At 70.2% G+C, this 19,041-nt stretch carries 19 protein-coding genes and 1 rRNA gene; 1 reads left to right on the top strand and 19 read right to left on the bottom strand.

Going from position 1 to position 19,041, the window contains the following annotated elements:
* The 17 genes from ACOACQ_RS23900 to ACOACQ_RS23820 form a co-directional block, all read right to left on the bottom strand.
* The gene (locus ACOACQ_RS23900) at window positions 1-1,080 is read right to left on the bottom strand and encodes a prephenate dehydrogenase (RefSeq protein ID WP_378597178.1); all 1,080 of its coding nucleotides are present in this window, start codon (window positions 1,078-1,080) and stop codon (window positions 1-3) included.
* Complete coding sequence (locus ACOACQ_RS23895; protein WP_378597177.1) at window positions 1,080-1,847, bottom strand: pseudouridine synthase; 768 nt, start codon at window positions 1,845-1,847, stop codon at window positions 1,080-1,082. The genes ACOACQ_RS23900 and ACOACQ_RS23895 overlap by 1 nt, the downstream gene beginning before the upstream one ends.
* The gene (gene scpB, locus ACOACQ_RS23890) at window positions 1,837-2,493 is read right to left on the bottom strand and encodes an SMC-Scp complex subunit ScpB (protein ID WP_378597176.1); all 657 of its coding nucleotides are present in this window, start codon (window positions 2,491-2,493) and stop codon (window positions 1,837-1,839) included. Before scpB ends, ACOACQ_RS23895 begins: the two co-directional genes overlap by 11 nt.
* The gene (locus ACOACQ_RS23885; RefSeq protein WP_378597175.1) at window positions 2,486-3,355 is read right to left on the bottom strand and encodes a segregation and condensation protein A; all 870 of its coding nucleotides are present in this window, start codon (window positions 3,353-3,355) and stop codon (window positions 2,486-2,488) included. The genes scpB and ACOACQ_RS23885 overlap by 8 nt, the downstream gene beginning before the upstream one ends.
* Before the next feature lie 7 nt (window positions 3,356-3,362).
* A complete protein-coding gene (locus ACOACQ_RS23880) occupies window positions 3,363-3,731 on the bottom strand; it encodes a hypothetical protein (protein ID WP_378597174.1) in 369 nt (122 codons plus the stop codon).
* Window positions 3,716-4,591, bottom strand: coding sequence for a ParA family protein (locus tag ACOACQ_RS23875; protein ID WP_378597194.1), 876 nt, complete (start codon window positions 4,589-4,591; stop codon window positions 3,716-3,718). Before ACOACQ_RS23875 ends, ACOACQ_RS23880 begins: the two co-directional genes overlap by 16 nt.
* 282 nt (window positions 4,592-4,873) lie before the next feature.
* Window positions 4,874-7,429 carry a DEAD/DEAH box helicase gene (locus ACOACQ_RS23870; protein WP_378597173.1) on the bottom strand — a complete coding sequence of 852 codons (2,556 nt, stop codon included), beginning with the start codon at window positions 7,427-7,429 and terminating at the stop codon, window positions 4,874-4,876.
* Window positions 7,422-8,381 carry a site-specific tyrosine recombinase XerD gene (gene xerD, locus ACOACQ_RS23865; RefSeq protein WP_378597172.1) on the bottom strand — a complete coding sequence of 320 codons (960 nt, stop codon included), beginning with the start codon at window positions 8,379-8,381 and terminating at the stop codon, window positions 7,422-7,424. The genes ACOACQ_RS23870 and xerD overlap by 8 nt, the downstream gene beginning before the upstream one ends.
* A gap of 4 nt (window positions 8,382-8,385) precedes the next feature.
* Window positions 8,386-9,501, bottom strand: a complete 1,116-nt coding sequence (gene ald, locus ACOACQ_RS23860) for an alanine dehydrogenase (RefSeq protein WP_378597171.1) — start codon at window positions 9,499-9,501, stop codon at window positions 8,386-8,388.
* 112 nt (window positions 9,502-9,613) lie between these two features.
* On the bottom strand, window positions 9,614-10,114 hold the full coding sequence (locus tag ACOACQ_RS23855; protein WP_378597170.1) for an Lrp/AsnC family transcriptional regulator: 501 nt from the start codon (window positions 10,112-10,114) through the stop codon (window positions 9,614-9,616).
* Between the two features lie 6 nt (window positions 10,115-10,120).
* Window positions 10,121-10,720, bottom strand: coding sequence for an NUDIX domain-containing protein (locus tag ACOACQ_RS23850; RefSeq protein ID WP_378597169.1), 600 nt, complete (start codon window positions 10,718-10,720; stop codon window positions 10,121-10,123).
* On the bottom strand, window positions 10,717-12,456 hold the full coding sequence (locus ACOACQ_RS23845; RefSeq protein WP_378597193.1) for a CTP synthase: 1,740 nt from the start codon (window positions 12,454-12,456) through the stop codon (window positions 10,717-10,719). Before ACOACQ_RS23845 ends, ACOACQ_RS23850 begins: the two co-directional genes overlap by 4 nt.
* A 32-nt stretch (window positions 12,457-12,488) precedes the next feature.
* Window positions 12,489-14,240, bottom strand: a complete 1,752-nt coding sequence (recN, locus tag ACOACQ_RS23840) for a DNA repair protein RecN (RefSeq protein WP_378597168.1) — start codon at window positions 14,238-14,240, stop codon at window positions 12,489-12,491.
* A complete protein-coding gene (locus ACOACQ_RS23835; RefSeq protein ID WP_378597167.1) occupies window positions 14,237-15,217 on the bottom strand; it encodes an NAD kinase in 981 nt (326 codons plus the stop codon). Before ACOACQ_RS23835 ends, recN begins: the two co-directional genes overlap by 4 nt.
* A complete protein-coding gene (locus ACOACQ_RS23830) occupies window positions 15,214-16,047 on the bottom strand; it encodes a TlyA family RNA methyltransferase (protein ID WP_378597166.1) in 834 nt (277 codons plus the stop codon). The genes ACOACQ_RS23835 and ACOACQ_RS23830 overlap by 4 nt, the downstream gene beginning before the upstream one ends.
* Before the next feature lie 2 nt (window positions 16,048-16,049).
* Window positions 16,050-16,226 carry a hypothetical protein gene (locus ACOACQ_RS23825; protein ID WP_378597165.1) on the bottom strand — a complete coding sequence of 59 codons (177 nt, stop codon included), beginning with the start codon at window positions 16,224-16,226 and terminating at the stop codon, window positions 16,050-16,052.
* A gap of 9 nt (window positions 16,227-16,235) precedes the next feature.
* The gene (locus ACOACQ_RS23820) at window positions 16,236-17,258 is read right to left on the bottom strand and encodes an HAD-IIA family hydrolase (protein WP_378597164.1); all 1,023 of its coding nucleotides are present in this window, start codon (window positions 17,256-17,258) and stop codon (window positions 16,236-16,238) included.
* A gap of 49 nt (window positions 17,259-17,307) precedes the next feature.
* Between ACOACQ_RS23820 and ACOACQ_RS23815 the strand changes: the two genes are divergently transcribed.
* Window positions 17,308-18,459 carry a DUF1015 family protein gene (locus tag ACOACQ_RS23815; protein ID WP_378597163.1) on the top strand — a complete coding sequence of 384 codons (1,152 nt, stop codon included), beginning with the start codon at window positions 17,308-17,310 and terminating at the stop codon, window positions 18,457-18,459.
* Here the strand turns inward: ACOACQ_RS23815 and ACOACQ_RS23810 are convergent.
* Complete coding sequence (locus ACOACQ_RS23810; RefSeq protein WP_378597161.1) at window positions 18,419-18,757, bottom strand: single-stranded DNA-binding protein; 339 nt, start codon at window positions 18,755-18,757, stop codon at window positions 18,419-18,421. The two genes, ACOACQ_RS23815 and ACOACQ_RS23810, sit on opposite strands and share 41 nt — an antisense overlap.
* A gap of 194 nt (window positions 18,758-18,951) precedes the next feature.
* A 5S ribosomal RNA gene (gene rrf, locus ACOACQ_RS23805) occupies window positions 18,952-19,041 on the bottom strand; the annotation flags it as partial.

The following is a 19,041-nucleotide window of genomic DNA, read 5'->3' as shown; positions in this document are numbered from 1 at the left end:
CTACCGGTGAGTCACCCAGCCGTTCGACTCCAGAGCGACCCGCAGCTCCTCCGCGCGCGTCTCGATGACGTCGAGCTCGACCAGTCCGACCGGGCGTCCGGGGTCGTGGTCGATCCGGACGTCCTCGATGTTGACCCCGCTCGCACCCGCGTCGGCGAAGAGCCGGGCGAGCTCGCCCGGGTGGTCGGGTACCGCGACCCGGACCGCTTCCATCGGCTGCGGCGCAGCGCCGTGCTTGCCCGGAATTGCGCGGGTTCCCGCCTGGCCGTAGGCCAGCAACGACTCGAGTCCGACCCGGTCCTGGCCGGCCACGGCCTCCAGCACCAGGTCGAGTCGCTCGCGGACCTCGCCGAGCAGCGCAGCCACCGCTTCCGCGTTGCCGCCGATGATCTGGCTGTAGAGCCGCGGGTCCCCACCAGCGACGCGGGTGACATCGCGCACACCCGTGCCGGACAGGGCGAGATGGGCCGGCGTCGCGCCCGCCAGCGTGCCGGCGACGAGGGCGGCCATCAGGTGCGGGACGTGCGAGGTGCGGGCCACGGCCCGATCGTGCTCCTGGGGCGGCAGGTGCACCGGGACGGCGCCACACACCCGCACCAGCGCCTCGACGACGTGGACGGCGGCCGGAGTCGCGTCCGGGCCCGGCGTGATCGCCCACGGCCGGCCGTCGAACATCGCCGCGCTCGCCGACAACGGCCCGGAGTGCTCCGTGCCGGCCATCGGGTGGCTGCCGACGTAGCGGCTGACCGCCGGGTGGCTCGCCACGGCGTCGAGCGGCGCACCCTTCACGCTGCCGACATCGGTGACGATCGTGTCGGGTCCCGCGGCATCGAGCGTCAGCCGGATCGCACCACCCAGCGCGTCCGGGGGTACGGCGACCACGACCAGCTGCGGGACGTCACTCACCTCGCGGGGCCGGCCGGCACCGAGTCCGGACGCGGTCCGGACATGGTCGGGCGCGGCATCGGTCAACAGCACCTCGAGTCCTGCGCGGCGGCAGGCCAGCGCGATCGACGTGCCGATCAGGCCGGTGCCGATGATCTCGACCGGCCCGGTCAGGGCGGAATCGTGCTCACCCATCACAGACCGACCAGGTCGAGGAGCTCTCCGAGCTCGTCATCGCTGAGCTCGCGGGTCGTCCCGGTGGCGAGGGTGCCGAGCTCGATCGGTCCGAACTTCGTGCGGCTCAGCTGCCGCACGGGGTGGCCGACCTGGTCGAGCAGGCGACGCACGATCCGGTTGCGTCCCTCGTGGATGACCAGCTCGATGATCGAGCGGTCCGCGGTCGCACCGAGGATCCGGGCCCGTCGTACTTCCACGGGACCGTCGTCGAGCGTCACGCCCGCCAGCAGGTCGGCGACCGTGTTCTTCGAGATCCGCCCGGTCACCTCGGCGACGTAGGTCTTCTCGACCTCGAAGGACGGATGCGCCATCCGGTGGGCGAAGTCGCCGTCGTTGGTGAGCATCAGCAGCCCGGAGGTGTCCGTGTCGAGGCGTCCGACGTGGAACAGCCGCAACGCCGGGTCCGCCGCCAGGATCTCGCTGAGCACGTCGGTCAGCGTCGTGCGGCCCTGGGGGTCCGACATGGTGGACACGACACCGCGCGGCTTGTTCAGGACGAGGTACATCTGGTCGGACACCGGTGGCAGCCGCTTGCCCGACACCTTGATCACCGCGGTGCGCGGGTCGACCTTGGTGCCGAGCCGGGTGATGACCTCGCCGTCGACCTCGACCTCGCCGTCGAGCATCAGCTCCTCGCACTTGCGGCGCGAGGCGACGCCCGAGGTGGCGAGCAGCTTCTGGAGGCGGATCAGGCCGTCCTCGTCGACTGCGATGTCACGCGCCATCGGTGTCGGCCTCCGACTCGGGCTCGGGCTCGGGTTCGACCGGCTCTGCTGCCTGCGGTGCTCCCTGCGCCGTGGCCAGCTCCTCTTCCATCTCGGCGAGGTCGGGCAGGTGCGGCGCCAGGTCGGGCAGCTCGTCGATCGAGACGATGCCGATCCGCTCCAGGAAGTACGACGTCGTGCGGTACAGCGTCGCACCGTGCTCGCCGTCCTGGCCGGCCTCCTCGACCAGCCCGCGGCTGATCAGCGTCCGCATCACGCCGTCGACGTTCACGCCACGCACCGCGGAGACGCGGGCACGCGACACGGGCTGCTGGTAGGCCACGACCGCCAGCGTCTCCAGCGCGGCCTGCGTCAGGCGCGCCTGCTGGCCCTCGAGCACGAAGCCCTCGACGACCTGCGCGAACTCCTCGCGGGTGTAGTACCGCCAGCCACCGGCGACATTGCGCAGCTCGAAGCCACGGCCCTGGTCGTCGTACTCGGCAGCAAGGGCGGCCAGGGCAGCGGCGACCTCGGCAGCCGGGTAGCTCACGGCCGTGGCGAGGGTGAGCTCGTCGAGCGGCTGGTCGGCCACCATCAGCACGGCCTCCAGCGCGGGGCGCAGGGCCGCGAACGGCACCGGCAGTGCTTCTTCGACCTGGTCAGTCATCAGTCTTCTCTCGTGCCTCGGAACGGTCCTGCTCCTCGGGTGGGAGCGCGCCGTCGAATTCGTCGGTGATCACGTCGTCCACGTCGACCGTGTCGTCGCCGGTCCAGCGCACCGTGAGCTCGCCCAGGGGCGTCATCTGGTCGAACGCGACGACACCTTCGCGGAACAGCTCCAGCAGCGACAGGAACCGCGCCACCGTGGTCAGGGTGTCGGGGGAATCGCCACACAGCGCCCGGAAGGTCATCGTCCCACTGCGGCGCAGCCGGTCCATGACGACGGCACCCTGCTCGCGCACGCTGACCGTCGGCGCGTGGATGTGCTGGAGGTTCAGCTGCAGCTCGGGGCGCGGCTGCATGGCCTTCGCGGCGAGGGCAGCGAACTGGTCGAGACCGATCCCGATCAGCACCTCCGGCAGCAGGCCCGCGAACCGGTCCTCCAGCCCGACGGCACGCGGGTAGCGGCGCGCCTCCTCCTGCAACCGGCGATCCATGAGCGACGCCACCTGCTTGTACGCCCGGTACTGCAGCAGCCGGGCGAAGAGCAGGTCCCGGGCCTCGAGCAGCGCAAGGTCCTCCTCGTCCTCGACATCGCCCTGCGGAAGCAGGCGCGCTGCCTTGAGGTCGAGCAGGGTCGCTGCGACGAGCAGGAAGGAGGTGGTCTCCTCCAGGTCGCCGTCGTCGGGCAGCCGCTTGATGTGCGCGATGAACTCGACGGTGACCTCGGCCAGCGCGATCTCGGTGACGTCGAGCTTGTGCTTGGAGATCAGGCTGAGCAGCAGGTCGAAGGGGCCCTCGAAGTTCGACAGGCGAAGTTCGAACCCACCGCCCGTCTCGCTCATCTCGGGCGACTCTGCCTCACTCACACCTGCATCATGACTCACGCAGGCGCCTGACCAGCGCGGAGTCCTCTCCCCCGGACTCGAGCTCGGCGAGGACCAGGTGCAGGGCCTCCCGAACGATCCGCCCACGATCCACGGCCAGGCCGTGGTCGCCGCGCAGGGTGAGCCGGGCCTTCTCCAGGTCCATCAGCTCGCCGGCGGTGACGTAGACGGTGATCTTCTCGTCGTGCCGGACCCGTCCACTGGGTGCCTTCTGCGGCGCCGCATCGGCAGTCCCGGTGATCGACTGGGGTGCGTCGGGGACGGCACGAACCTTGCCGCGGCCGGGGCGTGTGTCCTCCTCGCTGGCGGTCGGACGGAAGAGGTCGTCGGCCGTCGGCAGGCTCACACGTCGAGACACCGCAGCGCCACCTCCTTCGCCAGCTGGCGATAGGCCTCGGCACCCGAGGAGCCCGACGCGTACGACGTGATCGGCTCACCGGCGACGGTCGAGTCGGAGAACTTCACGGTACGGCGGATGACGGTGTGGAACACCTGGTCGCCCCAGGCCGACACCAGGCGCTCGAGGACCTCACGCCCGTGCAGGGTGCGGCCGTCGAACATCGTGCCGAGCACGCCGTCGACCTCGAGGGCCGGGTTGAGGCGCTCCTTGACCTTGTCGATCGTCTGCTTGAGCAGCGCGACACCACGCAGCGCGAAGTACTCGCACTCCAGCGGCACGATCACGCCGTGCGAGGCCGTGAGCGCGTTGACCGTCAGCAGGCCGAGCGAGGGCTGACAGTCGATGAGGATGACGTCGTACCGCTCCAGGGCCGGGGCCAGCACGCGCTGCAGGGTCTGCTCGCGGGCGACCTCGTGCACCAGCTGCACCTCGGCGGCCGACAGGTCGATGTTGGAGGGCAGCAGGTCCATGCCCGGGACGCCCGAGGGCACCACGACGTCGTCGATGGTGGTCTGGCGGTCCATCAACAGGTTGTAGACCGAGCGATCCATCTCGTGCGGGTTGAGCCCGAGGCCGACGGACAACGAACCCTGCGGGTCGAAGTCGACGAGCAGCACCTTGCGGCCGAACTCAGCCAGCGCAGCACCGAGGTTGATCGTGGTCGTCGTCTTGCCGACGCCACCCTTCTGGTTGCACATCGCGATCACGCGCGCGGGACCGTGCTCGGTGACCGGCTTGGGCGTCGGCAGCACCGGCATCATGCGACCGGTGGGGCCGAGCTTGCCCGTGGACTCCATCACCGGGGACACGCGCGTCATCGCGGTCTCCACGGGGAAATCGACGGGGAACTGCAACGTCGTGGCTTCGCCACCGTCGACGTCATCGCCTGTACCGAGCGGGATGTCGCTTCCCGAAGCCGGGATGCGCGTCCTCGGCGGCATGTCGGGTGCACTGGAACCTCCGTAGAAACCGACCATTGCCCTCACCTTTGTGTCATCTGCGGTTGCGGGCCCCTTCCCCAGGGCCCGGGACTCCCCCAGTCAACAATGTCGACACGGCGACATTGGGGAGACTCGCCGGAGCGATGACCGGTGGGTCGATCAGCCGGTGAGGCAGCGCGCCTCGAGGGTGCGTACGACGGCCTCGCCGGCCTCGTCGCTCGCGGCCAGGTCGACCTCGGCGACGATCACCCAGTCGTGGTTGCCCTCCGGGTCGTGCAGGGTCTGGGTGGCCGTCCAGCGGCCGGGCTGCTTGTCGATGGCGAGCAGCGCGGGTCCGCGCGCGTCTCCGTCCGTGTGCAGGCGCTTGTGCTCGGCGAAGTAGTCCTCGATCGCCTCGTCCCAGTCCTTCTCGCCGAACTCGCCGCCGGATGCGGCCTCGAGTGCCGCGAGTCCGGGCACGTCGTCGCGGGCGAACAGCTCGACGCGGCGCCACAGCGCGTTGCGCACCATCACCTCGAACACGCGGCCCTGCTGGCTGAGCGGACGCGGCGGGGGCGGCGGTTCGCCGTGCGCGACGTTCGCGGGGATGTGGTCCGGATGATTGAGGGCCTCCCACTCGTCGAGGAGCGAGGAGTCGACCTGGCGCACGGTCTCCCCCAGCCACTCGACGAGCAGCTCGAACTCGTCGGTACGCACCGCCTCGGGAACGCTGTGCCGCAGCGCCCGATAGGCGTCGGTGAGGTAGCGCAGGATCAGGCCCTCGGACCGGGCGATCTGGTAGCGGGAGACGAGATCGGTGAAGCCCATCCCCTGCTCCCACATCTCGCGGACGACCGACTTCGGAGCCAGGGCGTCCGGCGGGAGCCAGGGGTGCCGTTCGCGGTACGTCTCGAACAGCGGCTCCAGCAGCTCGCCGAGCGGCTCGGGCCAGGTCACCTCCTCGATGAGGGCCATCCGTTCGTCGTACTCGACACCGTCGGCCTTGAGCGCGGAGATCGCCTCGCCCCGAGCGGCGTGACGCTGGGCGAAGAGCAACGGTCGCGGGGCCTCGAGCGTCGACTCCATCACCGAGATGACGTCGAGCATGAAGGTCTCACTGTCCGGGTCCAGGACGTCGAGCACGGCGAGGGCGAAGTGCGATAACGGCTGGTTGAGCGCGAAGTCCTCGGGCAGCGCCTCGGTCAGCACGTAGCGGCGACCGAACCCGTCGACCTCGTCCAGACGCGTCAGCACCTCGGACGTGACCAGGCTGCGCGCCAGCCGGACGGCGCGCTTGGCCAGGCGCAGCTGGGTGCGGCGTTCCTCGTGGTTGTCCATCAGCAGCCGCCGCAGGACGACGAACGCGTCCTCCTCGCGGGAGAGGACGTTGACGAGCATCCCGTTGTCGACCTTCATCTGCGACTTGAGCGGCTCGGGCTTCCCCTCGACCAGCCGGGTGAAGGTCTGCTCGCTCCAGACCACCGTGCCCTCGGGTGGCTTGCGCAGCTGCGCCTTGGACTTGCGCTTGGCCTGCTTCTCGACGCTCATCGCGGCGTTCTTCGCGGCCGCCTTCGCCTTGGCCTTCTCGTTCTCGATCACGTGCTCGGGGGCCTGTACGACGACGTAGCCCGCCGTGTCGAAACCGGCTCGCCCCGCGCGGCCGGCGATCTGCAGGAACTCCCGCGTGCGCAGCACGCGTTGGCGGGTGCCGTCGAACTTCGCCAGCCCGGTGAACAGCACGGTGCGGATCGGGACGTTGATGCCGACGCCGAGGGTGTCGGTGCCGCAGATGACGGTGAGCAGTCCGGCCTGTGCGAGTTGCTCGACGAGCCGGCGGTAGCGCGGCAGCATCCCGGCGTGGTGGACGCCGATCCCCTGGCGCAGCAGCTTGTTGAGGACCTTGCCGAAGCCGGCGGCGAACCGGACGCCCGCGATCCGTTCGGCGATCTGTTCCTTGCGGTCCTTGGGCAGCACCGTGTCGAGGCGTCCGGGGCCGGCCAGCAACGACACGGCGTGCTCGACGGCTGCGGCCTGGGTGAAGTGCACGACGTACACCGGCCCCTGACCCGTGGTGACCAGTTCCTCGAGGGTCTCGCCCATCGGGTCGAGGGACCAGCTGAAGTTCAGCGGCACCGGGCGCTCGGCCTCGTCGACGACCGCGGTGTCGCGGCCGTTGCGACGGGTCATGTCGGCGGCGAGCTCGGTGACGTCGCCGAGGGTGGCCGACATCAACAGGAACTGCGCGCGCGGCAGCTCGATCAGCGGCACCTGCCAGGCCCAGCCGCGGCCGGGTTCACCGTAGAAGTGGAACTCGTCCATCACGACCATGCCGACGTCGGCGGCCTCGCCCTCGCGCAGGGCGATGTTGGCGAGCACCTCGGCGGTGCAGCAGATGATCGGCGCGTCCGCGTTGACGGACACGTCGCCGGTCAGCATGCCGACGTCCGCGGCGCCGAAGATCTCGACCAGGTCGAAGAACTTCTCGCTCACCAAGGCCTTGATCGGCGCGGTGTAGAAGGTCACCCGGTCGTCGGCGAGAGCAGCCATCGCCGCACCCATCGCCACGAGCGACTTCCCCGACCCGGTGGGTGTCGCGAGGATGACGTTCTCGCCGGACAGGAGCGAGAGGAGCGCCTCCTCCTGGTGCGGGTAGAGCGTCAGGCCCTGCCCTTCGGCGTACGCAAGGATCCGGTCGTACGCCGCATCGGTGCCGCCCGATGAGCCGGCGTCAGCCATGCCGGGCCCGGGGGTGCGCGGTCGCGAAGACCTCGCGCAGGTTGTCGACGGTGACCAGCGTGTAGACCTGCGTGGTGGTCACCGACGCGTGGCCCAGCAGTTCCTGGACGACCCGGACGTCGGCACCACCGTCGAGCAGGTGCGTCGCGAACGAGTGACGCAACGTGTGCGGCGAGACGTCGCGGGTGACGCCGGCGCGTTCGGCGGCCTTCACCAGCACGGTCCACGCCGACTGGCGCGACAGGCGTCCACCGCGGGAGTTGAGGAAGAGCGCGGCGTTGGAGGCACTCGACACCAGTGTCGGCCTCCCCCGGACGAGGTATGACGCCACGGCAGTCCGCGCGTACGAACCCACCGGAACCAGCCGCTCCTTGCTGCCCTTGCCGCGCAGCAGGACCGTGCCGCTGCCGCCCACGCCGTCTGCGTCGGCATCGAGGTCGGCGACGTCGTCGACGTCGAGGCCCACGGCCTCCGAGATCCGGGCCCCGGTGCCGTAGAGCAGCTCCAGCAGGGCCCGGTCCCGCAACGCCAGCGGGGTGTCGGGGGCGCCGGCGGCCTCGAGGATCGCCTCGACGTCGGAGAGCGGCAGCGCCTTGGGCAGTCGCTTCGCGGGTGTCGGCGGCTTCACCGCTGCCGCAGGATCGAGTGTGGCCAGGCCGTCAGCGACGGCGAACTTGTGGAAGCCGCGGACAGCCACCACGGTGCGGGCAGCCGAGGAGGCGCTGAGCGGCGGGTGCTCACCACTGCCTTCCCGCAACCGGACGAGGAAGTCCGACACGGTCGACTCGGTGACCTGGTCGAGGCGGTCGATCCCGGCACCTGCCAGGTGTTCGCGATAGCGCCGCAGATCGCGACGGTACGAGGTCAACGTGTTGAGGGCCAGGCCCTTCTCGACGGTGAGGTGGTCCAGATAGGTACGGACCGCCCGGTCCACCGCATCCGTCCCTGTCACCCGGTCAGGCTAGCGCGTCCTCCAGCGGGACCGACGCGATGCCGACGGCCTCGGCCACCGGAGCGTTGGTGAGGTTGCCGGCGTGGGTGTTCAGACCGAGGGCGAGACTGTGGTCGTCACGGCATGCCTGGACCCAGCCCTTGTTCGCCAGCGCGACCGCGTACGGCAGCGTGGCGTTGGTCAGTGCGTACGTCGACGTGTTCGGCACCGCGCCCGGCATGTTCGCCACGCAGTAGAACGTCGAGTTGTGCACCTGGTAGGTCGGGTCGTCGTGCGTGGTGGGGCGGGTGTCCTCGAAGCAGCCGCCCTGGTCGACCGCGATGTCGACGAGGACCGATCCGGGCTTCATCCGCGAGACCAACTCGTTCGACACGAGCTTCGGGGCAGCCGCACCGGGGATGAGCACCGCTCCGATCACCAGATCGGCCGCGATCACCTGCTGCTCGAGTGCCAGCTTCGACGACGCCAGACCGTGGACCTGGTTGCTGTAGCGCCAGAACGACATCCGGAGCTTGTCCAGATCGGTGTCGAGCAGGGTGACGTCCGCGCCCATCCCGAGCGCGATGTTGGCCGCGTTCTGGCCGGACACTCCGGCACCGATGATCACGACCTTCGCGTTGGCGACGCCGCCGACGCCGCCCATCAGCACGCCGCGCCCGCCCTGGGCCTTCATCAGGCTGTAGGCGCCGACCTGGGGCGCGAGGCAACCGGCGACCTCGGACATCGGGTAGAGCAGCGGCAGCCCGCCCGTCGGCAGCTGCACGGTCTCGTAGGCGATGCCGGTGACCTTGCGCTGGAGCAGTTCCTCGGTCAGCGGCTTGTCCGCAGCGAGGTGCAGGTACGTGAAGAGCACCTGCCCTTCCCGCATGCGGGCGTACTCCTCCGCGATGGGCTCCTTGACCTTGAGCACCATGTCCGCGGTTCCCCACACCGCGTCCGCGTCGGGCAGGATCTGCGCGCCCGCGGCGACGTAGTCGGCGTCATCGATGGAGGAACCCAGTCCCGCTCCGGCCTGGATCAGGACCTCGTGGCCGTGCGCGACGAGCTCGTGCACGCCGATCGGCGTGATGGCCACCCGGTACTCGTGGTTCTTGACTTCCTTCGGCACGCCGACGCGCATGGCAACCCCTCCTGGTCGATGGCCCAGATCGTTGGCCTCCTCGAAGTCTGAAGATTCGTCGACACTGCCGCTAGTACCTGCAGCGATTATTCGGCAGGAGCGCCAAGAACGATCAGATCGTCGGCGTGGGCGCGCCACCCGAGCGGCGTGCCGAACCAGATTCGGTGCGACGTCCCCGGAGGTGCTCGAAGATCAGGCTCGTCTCGGTCATCGCCACGTCGCGGGTGCCGCTGAGGTGGACCAGGACGAACTCGCGCAGCTCCTCGGAGTCCGCGGTCGCGACGTGGATCAGGAAGTCGTCGGCGCCGGCAAGGAAGTAGACGTTGAGGACCTCGGGCAGGTCCGCCATGGCCTGGGCGAAGGCACTGAGCTCGCTGCGCGCGTGCGGGCGCAGCCGCACGGAGATGATCGCCTGGAGTGGCCGACCGATGCTGGCCTGGTCGACCTCGACGTGGGCGCCGAGCAGGACGCCGCGCTCGAACAGCGACCGGACCCGGCCGTGACAGGTCGAGGGCGCGATCCCGACGCGCGCAGCCAGGACGTTGTTCGCCAGCCGCGCGTCGGCCTGCAGTTCCCGGACGATGGCGGCATCGATGGCATCCAGCTCGGACATGACTGCTCAGGCTCCCGGTTGCCCCGCGCGATCGCGCAACACCTGGACGGCGAGCACGGCCTGCACGACGGGACCGTCAGCGACGTCGCCGCTGAGGATCGCATCGACCAGTTCGGGGAACGGAACCCACAGCGTCTCCAGGTCGGCCTCTTCGTGCGCGAGCACGAAGTCGCCCCGGTCGGCCGCCGAGAGCCCCTCGGCCAGGTAGTAGTGGATCCGCTCGGCGGAGTAGCCCGGTGAGCTGAAGGTCGACAGCAGGTGGGTCCATCGTTCGGCCTGCATCGCGGCTTCCTCGCGCAGCTCACGCCGCGCGACCTCGATCGGGTCCTCACCGGGGTGGTCGCACACGCCGGCAGGCAGCTCGATCAGCCGGTGCTGTGCGGGATGCCGGTACTGCCGTAGGCAGAGCACCCGGTCGTCCTCGTCGATCGCCAGGATGACCGCCGCACCCGGGTGCTCGACGACCAGGCGCCGGAACGCGCCCTCGTCGACCGCACCCGGCCGGTTGACCTGGTCCGAACGCAGCGCGAGCACCCAGCCGTCGCGGTGCAGGTCCGCACGGGACTCGACCGGCCACGACTCGGGTACGTCGCGCAGCTCGCTCACTCGCCGACCGGCTCCGGGTGCAGGCCGGTCTCGTCGATCTCCAGGCGCATCTCACGCTGGCGCACCAGCGCGGCGCCGACCAGGCCCGCGAAGAGCGGGTGCGGCCGGGTCGGACGCGAGCGCAGCTCGGGGTGCGCCTGGGTGCCGATGTAGTACGGGTGCACGTCGCGCGGGAGCTCGACGAACTCGACGAGGTCGAGGTCGTTGTTCACGCCGGAGAACACGAGGCCGGCCTTCGCGAGGCGGTCGCGGTAGGAGTTGTTGACCTCGTAGCGGTGACGGTGGCGCTCCTCGATCTCGTCCGCGCCGTAGACCTCACGCGCGATGGACCCTTCCGCGAGCGTCGCCGGGTACAGGCCCAGGCGCATCGTGCCGCCCAGGTCGCCCGCGCCCTCGACGATGTCCTTCTGCTCCTCCATCGTCGCGATCACCGGCTCCGGCGTGTCGACGTCGAACTCCGTCGAACCGGCCTTGGTGAGGCCGAGCTCGGTCCGGGCGTACTCGATGACCATGCACTGCAGGCCCAGGCAGAGGCCGAGGGTCGGAATGGCGTGGGCGCGGGCATAGGTGAGCGCGCCGAGCTTGCCCTCGAGCCCGCGGATGCCGAACCCGCCGGGCACGCAGATCGCGTCGACGTCGGACAGTTGCTTGGCCGCACCGGCCTGCGTCTCACACTCGTCGGAGGCCACCCAGCGCAGGTGCACCTTCGCTTCGTGGGCGAACCCGCCGGCCCGCAGCGCCTCGGCCACCGAGAGGTACGCGTCGTGCAGGTCGACGTACTTGCCGACCAGGGCGATGGTGACGTCTTCCTTGGGGTGGTGCACCCGGCGGAGCAGGTCGTCCCACAGCGTCCAGTCGACGTCGCGGAACGGCAGGTTGAGGCGTCGTACGACGTAGGCGTCCAGGCCCTGGCGGTGCAGCACCTTCGGGATGTCGTAGATCGACGGAGCGTCGGCCGCGGTGACCACGGCGTCCTGCTCGACGTCGCACATCAGCGAGATCTTGGCCTTGATGCTGTCGGGCAGTTCGCGGTCCGCGCGGCACACCACGGCGTCCGGCTGGATACCGACCTGACGCAACGCGGCGACGGAGTGCTGGGTCGGCTTGGTCTTCAGCTCACCCGACGGACCGATGAACGGGACCAGCGAGACGTGCAGGAAGAAGACGTTGTCGCGACCGATGTCGTGACGGACCTGACGGGCCGCCTCGAGGAACGGCAGGGACTCGATGTCACCGACGGTGCCACCGACCTCGGTGATCACCACGTCGACCGGGCCGCTCTCGCCTGCGTCGTTCAGGACGGTCTGGCGACCCATGGCCAGGATCCGTTCCTTGATCTCGTTGGTGATGTGCGGGATCACCTGGACCGTGTCGCCGAGGTACTCGCCCTTGCGCTCCTTGGCGATCACCGACGAATAGACCTGCCCGGTGGTGACATTGGCGATCTGGTTGAGGTTCGTGTCGAGGAACCGCTCGTAGTGCCCGATGTCGAGGTCGGTCTCGGCGCCGTCGTCAGTGACGAAGACCTCGCCGTGCTGGAACGGGTTCATCGTCCCGGGGTCGACATTGAGGTACGGGTCCAGCTTCTGCATGGTGACCCGAAGGCCCCGGGACCGCAGCAAGCGACCCAGGCTCGAGGCGGTGAGGCCCTTGCCAAGAGAGGAGGCGACCCCTCCCGTCACGAAGAGATGCTTTGCCTGATGTCCGCGCTGCGTCAAGCCACTAAGGGGCGCCATGTTCACGGGATTCCATCCTACGTGCTCTGGCCTCAGCCTGCACGCCGACGCGCCACATCGAGTAGCTCGCGAGCGTGGGCGAGGGCCGTGTCGGACTCGGCGAGGCCCGCCAACATCCGGGAGAGCTCACGTTCGCGACCCGCGTCATCGAGGGTCACGAGACCCGAGCTCGTGATGGTCCCGTCGCTTGCCTTCTCGACCAGGACGTGTCGGTCGGCGAAGGCCGCGACCTGCGGCAGGTGCGTGACGACGAGGACCTGGGCCCCGAGCGCGAGCGTTGCCAGGCGACGCCCGATCTCCACCGCCGCCGCTCCCCCGACGCCCGCGTCGACCTCGTCGAACACGAAGGTGGGGACGGGACTGGTGCCGGCGAGGCAGACCTCGACGGCCAGCATCACCCGGGAGAGCTCACCACCGGAGGCACCCTTGTGCAGGGCGCGCGGGTCGGAACCGCTGTTGGCGGCCAGCAGGAACTCCACGTCGTCGAGACCGCTGCGCCCGAAGCGCACCCACGTGTCGTCGACGAGCAACAGGTCGGCCGGCGGGTGCTCCAGGTCGGTCGGTACGTCGACAACGACCCGAGTGGCGACCCGGATCGTCATCCTGGCGTGGGGCATCGCCAGCAGGGTCAGTTCGTCGCTCACGGCCGAGCCGAGCTTCTTCGCTGCGGCGGCACGTGCCTTGCTCAGCCGTGCCCCCGCGGCGGCCAGCTCGGCCCGCAACGTGGCGGAGGCGGCGGCCAGCGCGTTGATCTGGTCATCGGTCGAATCGAGGTCCATCAGGCGGAGCGACGCCTGCTCGGCCCAGGCCAGGACGTCGTCCACGCTGTCGCCGTACTTGCGGGTGAGCGCGAGAAGGGCGGCGCGGCGCTCGGACGCGGCCGCCAGGCGGTTCGGGTCGGTGTCGATGCCCGAGGCGTACGACGCGACGTCGGCGGCGACATCGGAGAGCAGGTAGCTCACCTCAGCTACCCGGTCGGCGAGCGCTCCGGCCTCCGGGTCGTGGCCGCGGACGCCTTCGAGCAGCCCACGGGCAGCAGAGACCGCGCCCAGTGCGTCCGGCGAGCCGTGGTCGCTCGACAGGGCCTCACGGGCCTGCTCGGCGGCACCGCGCAGCGTGTCGGCGTGGCCGAGCCGGGACTCCTCGGCCGCCAGTTCGACGTCTTCACCCGACTGCGGGGCGACGGCTGCGACCTCATCGACCCCGAACCGGAGCACGTCTGCTTCGCGGGCTCGTTCGCGGGCAGTCGCCCGCACGTCGGCGAGCTCGCGCTCGGTGGCGATGAGGCGATCGTGCAGGTCGGTGTAGGTGGCGTGCAGCGCCTCGTGCCCACCGAAACGGTCGAGCGCATGCCGCTGGGTCTGCGGCTTCAACAGGCGATGCTGGTCGGACTGTCCGTGGACCGCGACGAGTGGCTCGGCGATCGACGCCAGGGTGGCCACGGGCACGCCCGCTCCCCCGGCGAACGCACGGGAACGACCCTCGGCGCTGACGTTGCGGGCCAGGACGACGCTGCCGTCCTCGACCTCGCCGCCCGCTTCCTCGACCGCGGCGGCCAGGCCGGGCAGCGCGTCGGCGCGCACCAGGCCCTCGACGCGGGCCTGCTTCGCACCTGCCCGCACCGCTCCGGTGTCGGACCGTCCGCCGAGCAACAGGCCCAGCGCGGTGACGACCATGGTCTTGCCGGCTCCGGTCTCACCGGTGATGACGGTCAGGCCGGGCCCGAGCTCGAGCACGGAGGAGTCGATGACCCCGAGTGAGGTGATCCGGAGTTCTTCGATCACGTCCGGTCACCGCGCTCCCACGCCTGGCGGCGCTCGGCCGCGCCACGCCAGCCCTCGACCGACAGGCCGAACTTCGCGACCAGCCGATCGGTGAACGGCGCCTGGTGGAGCCGGACCAGGCGGACCGGACGCAATCCGCGGCTGACCTCGATCCGGGCACCGGGCGGCAGGTCGACGCTGCGTCGGCCGTCGCACCACAGCACACCCGAGCCCTGGTTGCCCTCGAGCACCTCGATCGCGATGACCGAGGACGGAGCGACCACCATCGGACGGGCAAAGAGGGCGTGGGCGCTGAGCGGAACGATGCACAACGCCTCGACCTGCGGCCACACGATCGGACCGCCGGCACTGAAGTTGTACGCCGTCGACCCGGTCGGGGTCGCACAGACCACGCCGTCGCATCCCCAGCGCGACAACGGCCGGCTGTCGATCTCGACGACGACCTCGAGCATCCGCTCGCGGGCCGCCTTCTCGACACTCGCCTCGTTGAGCGCGAACGTCGCGTAGACCAGCTCGCCGTCGACGAAGGCCCGTACGTCGAGCGTGAGGCGGTCCTCGGTCGTGTAGCGCTGGTGGATGATCGCGTCGATCGTGGCAGCGACGTCCTCGTGCTCGGCTTCGGCGAGGAAGCCCACATGGCCCAGGTTGACCCCGAGCACCGGGGTGAGTCGCTTGTGGGTGACCTCCGCGGCGCGCAGGATGCTGCCGTCACCACCGATCACGACGGTGAGCTCGCAGCCGCGACTGGCGTCGGTCTCCGAATCGGTCAGTTCGACAGCCGGCACGTAGCCGGCCGGGTCGAGCTCGAGGTCGTCGGCCTCGGCGCGCAGCAACCGGACGATGATCCCGTTGCCGGTGAGTTCCTTGACGAAGGAGCGCGCGACCTCGCGGGCCTCGGGGCGGCGCGTGTGCGCCAGCACCAGGACGCGGCGCGGCGTGTCACTGCTCGTGCCCACCTCCATCTCGCTGCTCGTCATGGAGTCACCATCTCATCCGGGGCCGACGTACCGCGCCGTACGACCTCTGCAATGGACTCGTCATCGACTTCCGGCGCTCCGTGGCGCAGCCACAGGAAGAACTCGACGTTGCCCGAAGGACCCGGCAGCGGGCTCACGGTGACGGCCTTCGCACCCCACCCGCGTGCCGCGGCAGCGTGGGCCACTCCGAGCACTGCCTCGGCACGCAGCTCGGGATCCCGTACGACTCCGCCCTTGCCGACGCGGTCCTTGCCGACCTCGAACTGGGGCTTCACCATCAGCGCCAGGTCACCGTCGGGACGGGTCACGCCGAGCAACGCGTCCAGGACCAGGACGAGGGAGATGAAGGACAGGTCACCGACGACCAGGTCGACCGGTCCACCGATGTCGTCAACCGTCAGGGTCCTGACGTTGGTGCGGTCGTGGACCCGCACCTTCTCGTGTTGCTGCAGGGACCAGTCGAGCTGTCCGTACCCGACGTCGACCGCGACCACCTCGTCAGCGCCGGCCCGCAGGAGTACGTCGGTGAAGCCGCCCGTCGACGCACCGGCATCCAGGCAGCGGCGACCCGTGACGGTCAGGCCGTCCGCGCCGAAGACAGTCAGGGCACCGAGGAGCTTGTGGGCTCCGCGGGAGACGTAGTCCGGGCCGTGCTCGCCCTCGAGGACCAGGATCGCGAGGTCGGTCGTGACGCCGGTCGCGGGCTTGGTCGCCACGACGCCGGACACCTTCACCCGGCCGTCGGCGATCAGTTGGGCGGCACGTTCGCGGGACGGCGCCAGACCTCGGCGAACCAGTTCCGCGTCGAGTCGGAGTCGGCGCGGCGGCACGATCAGGCGCTGGCGGCCGGCGGATTGTCGAGCGTCTGGCGCAGGTCGGCGTGCGCCTCCTCGAAGACGGCTGCGTGCTCGTCCAGCGGCCGGGCGTCGAGCCCCGCCACGAGGTCGAGCACCCGGTCGACAGCATCGATCCCGGTGGGCATGGGCGCCGGAACAGGTACCTCGGTCATGCCGTGAGGCTACCGCGCCACCCCGGCGACTCCGGGGACCCGGGCCGCAGTGAGGTCGACCACCGTTCCAGTGCTGTCGAGATGGCCCCACGCGGACTCGGCAGCGACCCGCCACCAGTCGGCGGGATCGGCGTCGGGCGCCACCTGGTCGACCTCGAGCCGCCCGTCACGGGTGTGCGCACGCCACCCGCCGAGAACCCACGTTGCGGCATCGCGTTCGGGAGCCCGGTGTGCCGTCACCAGGCCGCCGAGGTCGGGAGCGATGTAGGACGGCCGCAGCGACGGCGGCGCCGCCACGAGTTCCTCGAGCCCGGTGACACCGGTCAGCACGAGCAACGAGTCGACCCCTGCGTTGTGGGCTCCTTCGATGTCGGTGTCGAGGCGGTCGCCCACCATCAGCGGCCGGTCCCCGCCGACGCGGCGGACGGTCTCGTCCAGCAGTGGTCGCTCCGGCTTGCCCGCGACGACCGGAGCGACGCCGGCGAAGCGCTCGACCATCTCGACCAGCACGCCGTGGCCGGGTGCCACTCCGAACGACGTCGGGATCGTGGTGTCGGTGTTGCTGGCCACCCACGGCAGGCCCTCGCTGATCCGTACGGCGGCCCGCATGATCTGCTTCCAGCGCAGCTCCGGCCCGTAGCCGGAAGCAATCGCCCGGGCCTCGTCATCGACGCCGACCGGCACCAGGCCGGACTCCTCGAGAGCTGCCCGAAGCCCGGGACCACCGAGACAGACGATCCTCGCACCCCCACCGAACCGCTCGGCCAGCAACCGTGCGGCCGCCTGCGCACTGGTCACCACGTCACCGGTGCTGGCCGGCACACCCAGCTCCGTGAGGTGCTCGGCCACGGCCGAGGGCGGACGGGAAGCGTTGTTGGTGATGAACGCGACCCGCATCCCGGCAGTCCGTACGCCGGCGATGTGACCGGCAGCGCCGGGTACGGCGGCAGACCCGATGTAGACGACGCCATCGAGATCGAGCATGGCCAGGTCGTAGACAGCCGACAACGGACGACGGGAGGTGAGCAACACAGGTCCACCTTGCCAGTGCCGGACACCGGATGCTCCGTACGATGCCTAGATGGACGCAACCGCCCTGGTGACACCGCCGTACGTCGCCGGACCGCTGCGCCTCGAGCCGTTCGCGGGGTTGATGCTCGCCCCGGCCCGCGTGGGCAACCCTTCCACCGGCCGCGCGTTCGCCCGGCCGTACAAGGACGTCTCGGCTCGCCTCCTGCGATGGCAGGCCAAGGGCTACGTGAGCCATGACGCCGAGCCCGCGCTCTACCTGCACGAGTACACCTCGGCCGGGATGACGGTGCGCGGGCTGGTCGGCGCCCTCGACGTGTCGCGCCGGGCCAAGCGTCCCTCGGACCGGGCGGTGCTCCCCCACGAGGGCATCCACCCCGCCCAGGCCGACGACCTGGCCGACCGGATGGCCGAGATGCAGCTGAACCCGGCACCGATCCTCCTGGTCCACCGCGGCAGCGAGGTGCTGCGAACGACGCTGGCCAAGGTGATGACCAACACGCCCGATCACTCGTTCACCGACCGCGGCGAGCAACAGCACCGGATCTGGGCCATCCGCGACCCCGCAACGCTCACGACGATTGCCATCGAACTGGCCGGGAGCCGCGCGCTGATCGCCGACGGGCACCACCGGTACGCCGCCTACCTGCGACTGCAGCGACGTCACGCCGGCTCACACGGCGGTCGGGCGGCGACCGACTTCGGCCTCGCGATGCTGGTCGACCAGGAAGCGACCCCGCTGTTCCTGGGCCCGATCCACCGAACCCTTGCCGGGGCGTCACTGGCCGACCTGCGCGATGCCGTCGAGAGCGTGGGACTCCACTACGAGGAGCGGAGCCAGCCCGAAGCCGTGGCCGCACTGTCGGCCACCCGTCTGGCCGCGACCGACGGCACCACCTGGGCGGTCCTCGATCTCGACCCCGGCAGCGGTGAGGCTGCCGTCGAGACGCTGCACCGCCGGATCGTCCCGGCGCTCCCACACGGACCGACGGCGCTGACCTATCACCACAGTGTCGACGAAGCCCTAGGACGCGCGCGCTCCGACCAGGTCGCCGTGTTGATGCCGGCACCGTCCGTCGACCTGGTGCTCCGCATTGCGGAGGCTGACCGACTGCTGCCCGAGAAGGCCACGTCGTTCCAGCCCAAGCCGAGTCTCGGTGTCCTCATTCGCTCCTTGCGCGACGCACCAACCGGCCCGAGCTGACCTCCACCTCGACCCGGGACGCCGTCGCACCCCCGGTCCGGTAGAACCGGCGCCGCAGCGCGCCCTCGACGGCCACCTCGTCACCGGCACGCCAGCGCCCCATCGCGCGCCGTGCCTTCGGTGTCCAGGCTGCCAGGTCCACCACGTCGACCGAGGAGCCCTTGCGTCCTGTCGGGAGCACCTTCACCTCCTCGCGGCTGACGATCAGCCGGCACACGCCCAGCAGGTCACCGCTCGGCATTTCCCGCTGTTCCGCATCCGCGGCCACCCGGCCGACCAGGGTCACTTCATTCACCATTGCCGTTCCTCTCCTTGGGATGACCCGAGAATCGGGACAACCGCCGACACCGGAGAAGACGGTGACCCGGTGCTGTGGAGAAACAGCAGGATGGAAGAGCTCTGTGGAGAGCTGATGGACCCCACGTGCCTGAAGAAGTGGTCGCAAAAGCACGAAAGGCCAGCACCAAGGGTGCTGGCCTTTCGGCAATGTATGTCCGGCGGCGTCCTACTCTCCCACAGCCTCTCGGTTGCAGTACCATCGGCGCTGGCAGGCTTAACTTCCGGGTTCGGGATGGGACCGGG

Origin of the sequence: Nocardioides sp. CPCC 206347 (genome assembly GCF_048654605.1) — a bacterium.
In the GTDB taxonomy this organism is placed as follows: Bacteria; Actinomycetota; Actinomycetes; order Propionibacteriales; family Nocardioidaceae; genus Nocardioides.
This window is presented reverse-complemented; position numbering and strand designations above follow the sequence as displayed.

Bases quoted from the DNA above. Each gene is read 5' to 3' on its own strand.
- ACOACQ_RS23835 (WP_378597167.1), bottom strand. From the start codon at position 15,217: ATGACGAGCAGCGAGATGGAGGTGGGCACGAGCAGTGACACGCCGCGC.
- ACOACQ_RS23875 (WP_378597194.1), bottom strand. From the start codon at position 4,591: ATGACGCGCGTGTCCCCGGTGATGGAGTCCACGGGCAAGCTCGGCCCC.
- ACOACQ_RS23855 (WP_378597170.1), bottom strand. From the start codon at position 10,114: ATGTCCGAGCTGGATGCCATCGATGCCGCCATCGTCCGGGAACTGCAG.
- ACOACQ_RS23870 (WP_378597173.1), bottom strand. From the start codon at position 7,429: ATGGCTGACGCCGGCTCATCGGGCGGCACCGATGCGGCGTACGACCGG.
- scpB (WP_378597176.1), bottom strand. From the start codon at position 2,493: ATGACTGACCAGGTCGAAGAAGCACTGCCGGTGCCGTTCGCGGCCCTG.
- ACOACQ_RS23895 (WP_378597177.1), bottom strand. From the start codon at position 1,847: ATGGCGCGTGACATCGCAGTCGACGAGGACGGCCTGATCCGCCTCCAG.
- ACOACQ_RS23810 (WP_378597161.1), bottom strand. From the start codon at position 18,757: ATGGTGAATGAAGTGACCCTGGTCGGCCGGGTGGCCGCGGATGCGGAA.
- ACOACQ_RS23815 (WP_378597163.1), top strand. From the start codon at position 17,308: ATGGACGCAACCGCCCTGGTGACACCGCCGTACGTCGCCGGACCGCTG.
- ACOACQ_RS23845 (WP_378597193.1), bottom strand. From the start codon at position 12,456: ATGGCGCCCCTTAGTGGCTTGACGCAGCGCGGACATCAGGCAAAGCAT.
- ACOACQ_RS23900 (WP_378597178.1), bottom strand. From the start codon at position 1,080: ATGGGTGAGCACGATTCCGCCCTGACCGGGCCGGTCGAGATCATCGGC.
- ACOACQ_RS23825 (WP_378597165.1), bottom strand. From the start codon at position 16,226: ATGACCGAGGTACCTGTTCCGGCGCCCATGCCCACCGGGATCGATGCT.
- ald (WP_378597171.1), bottom strand. From the start codon at position 9,501: ATGCGCGTCGGCGTGCCGAAGGAAGTCAAGAACCACGAGTACCGGGTG.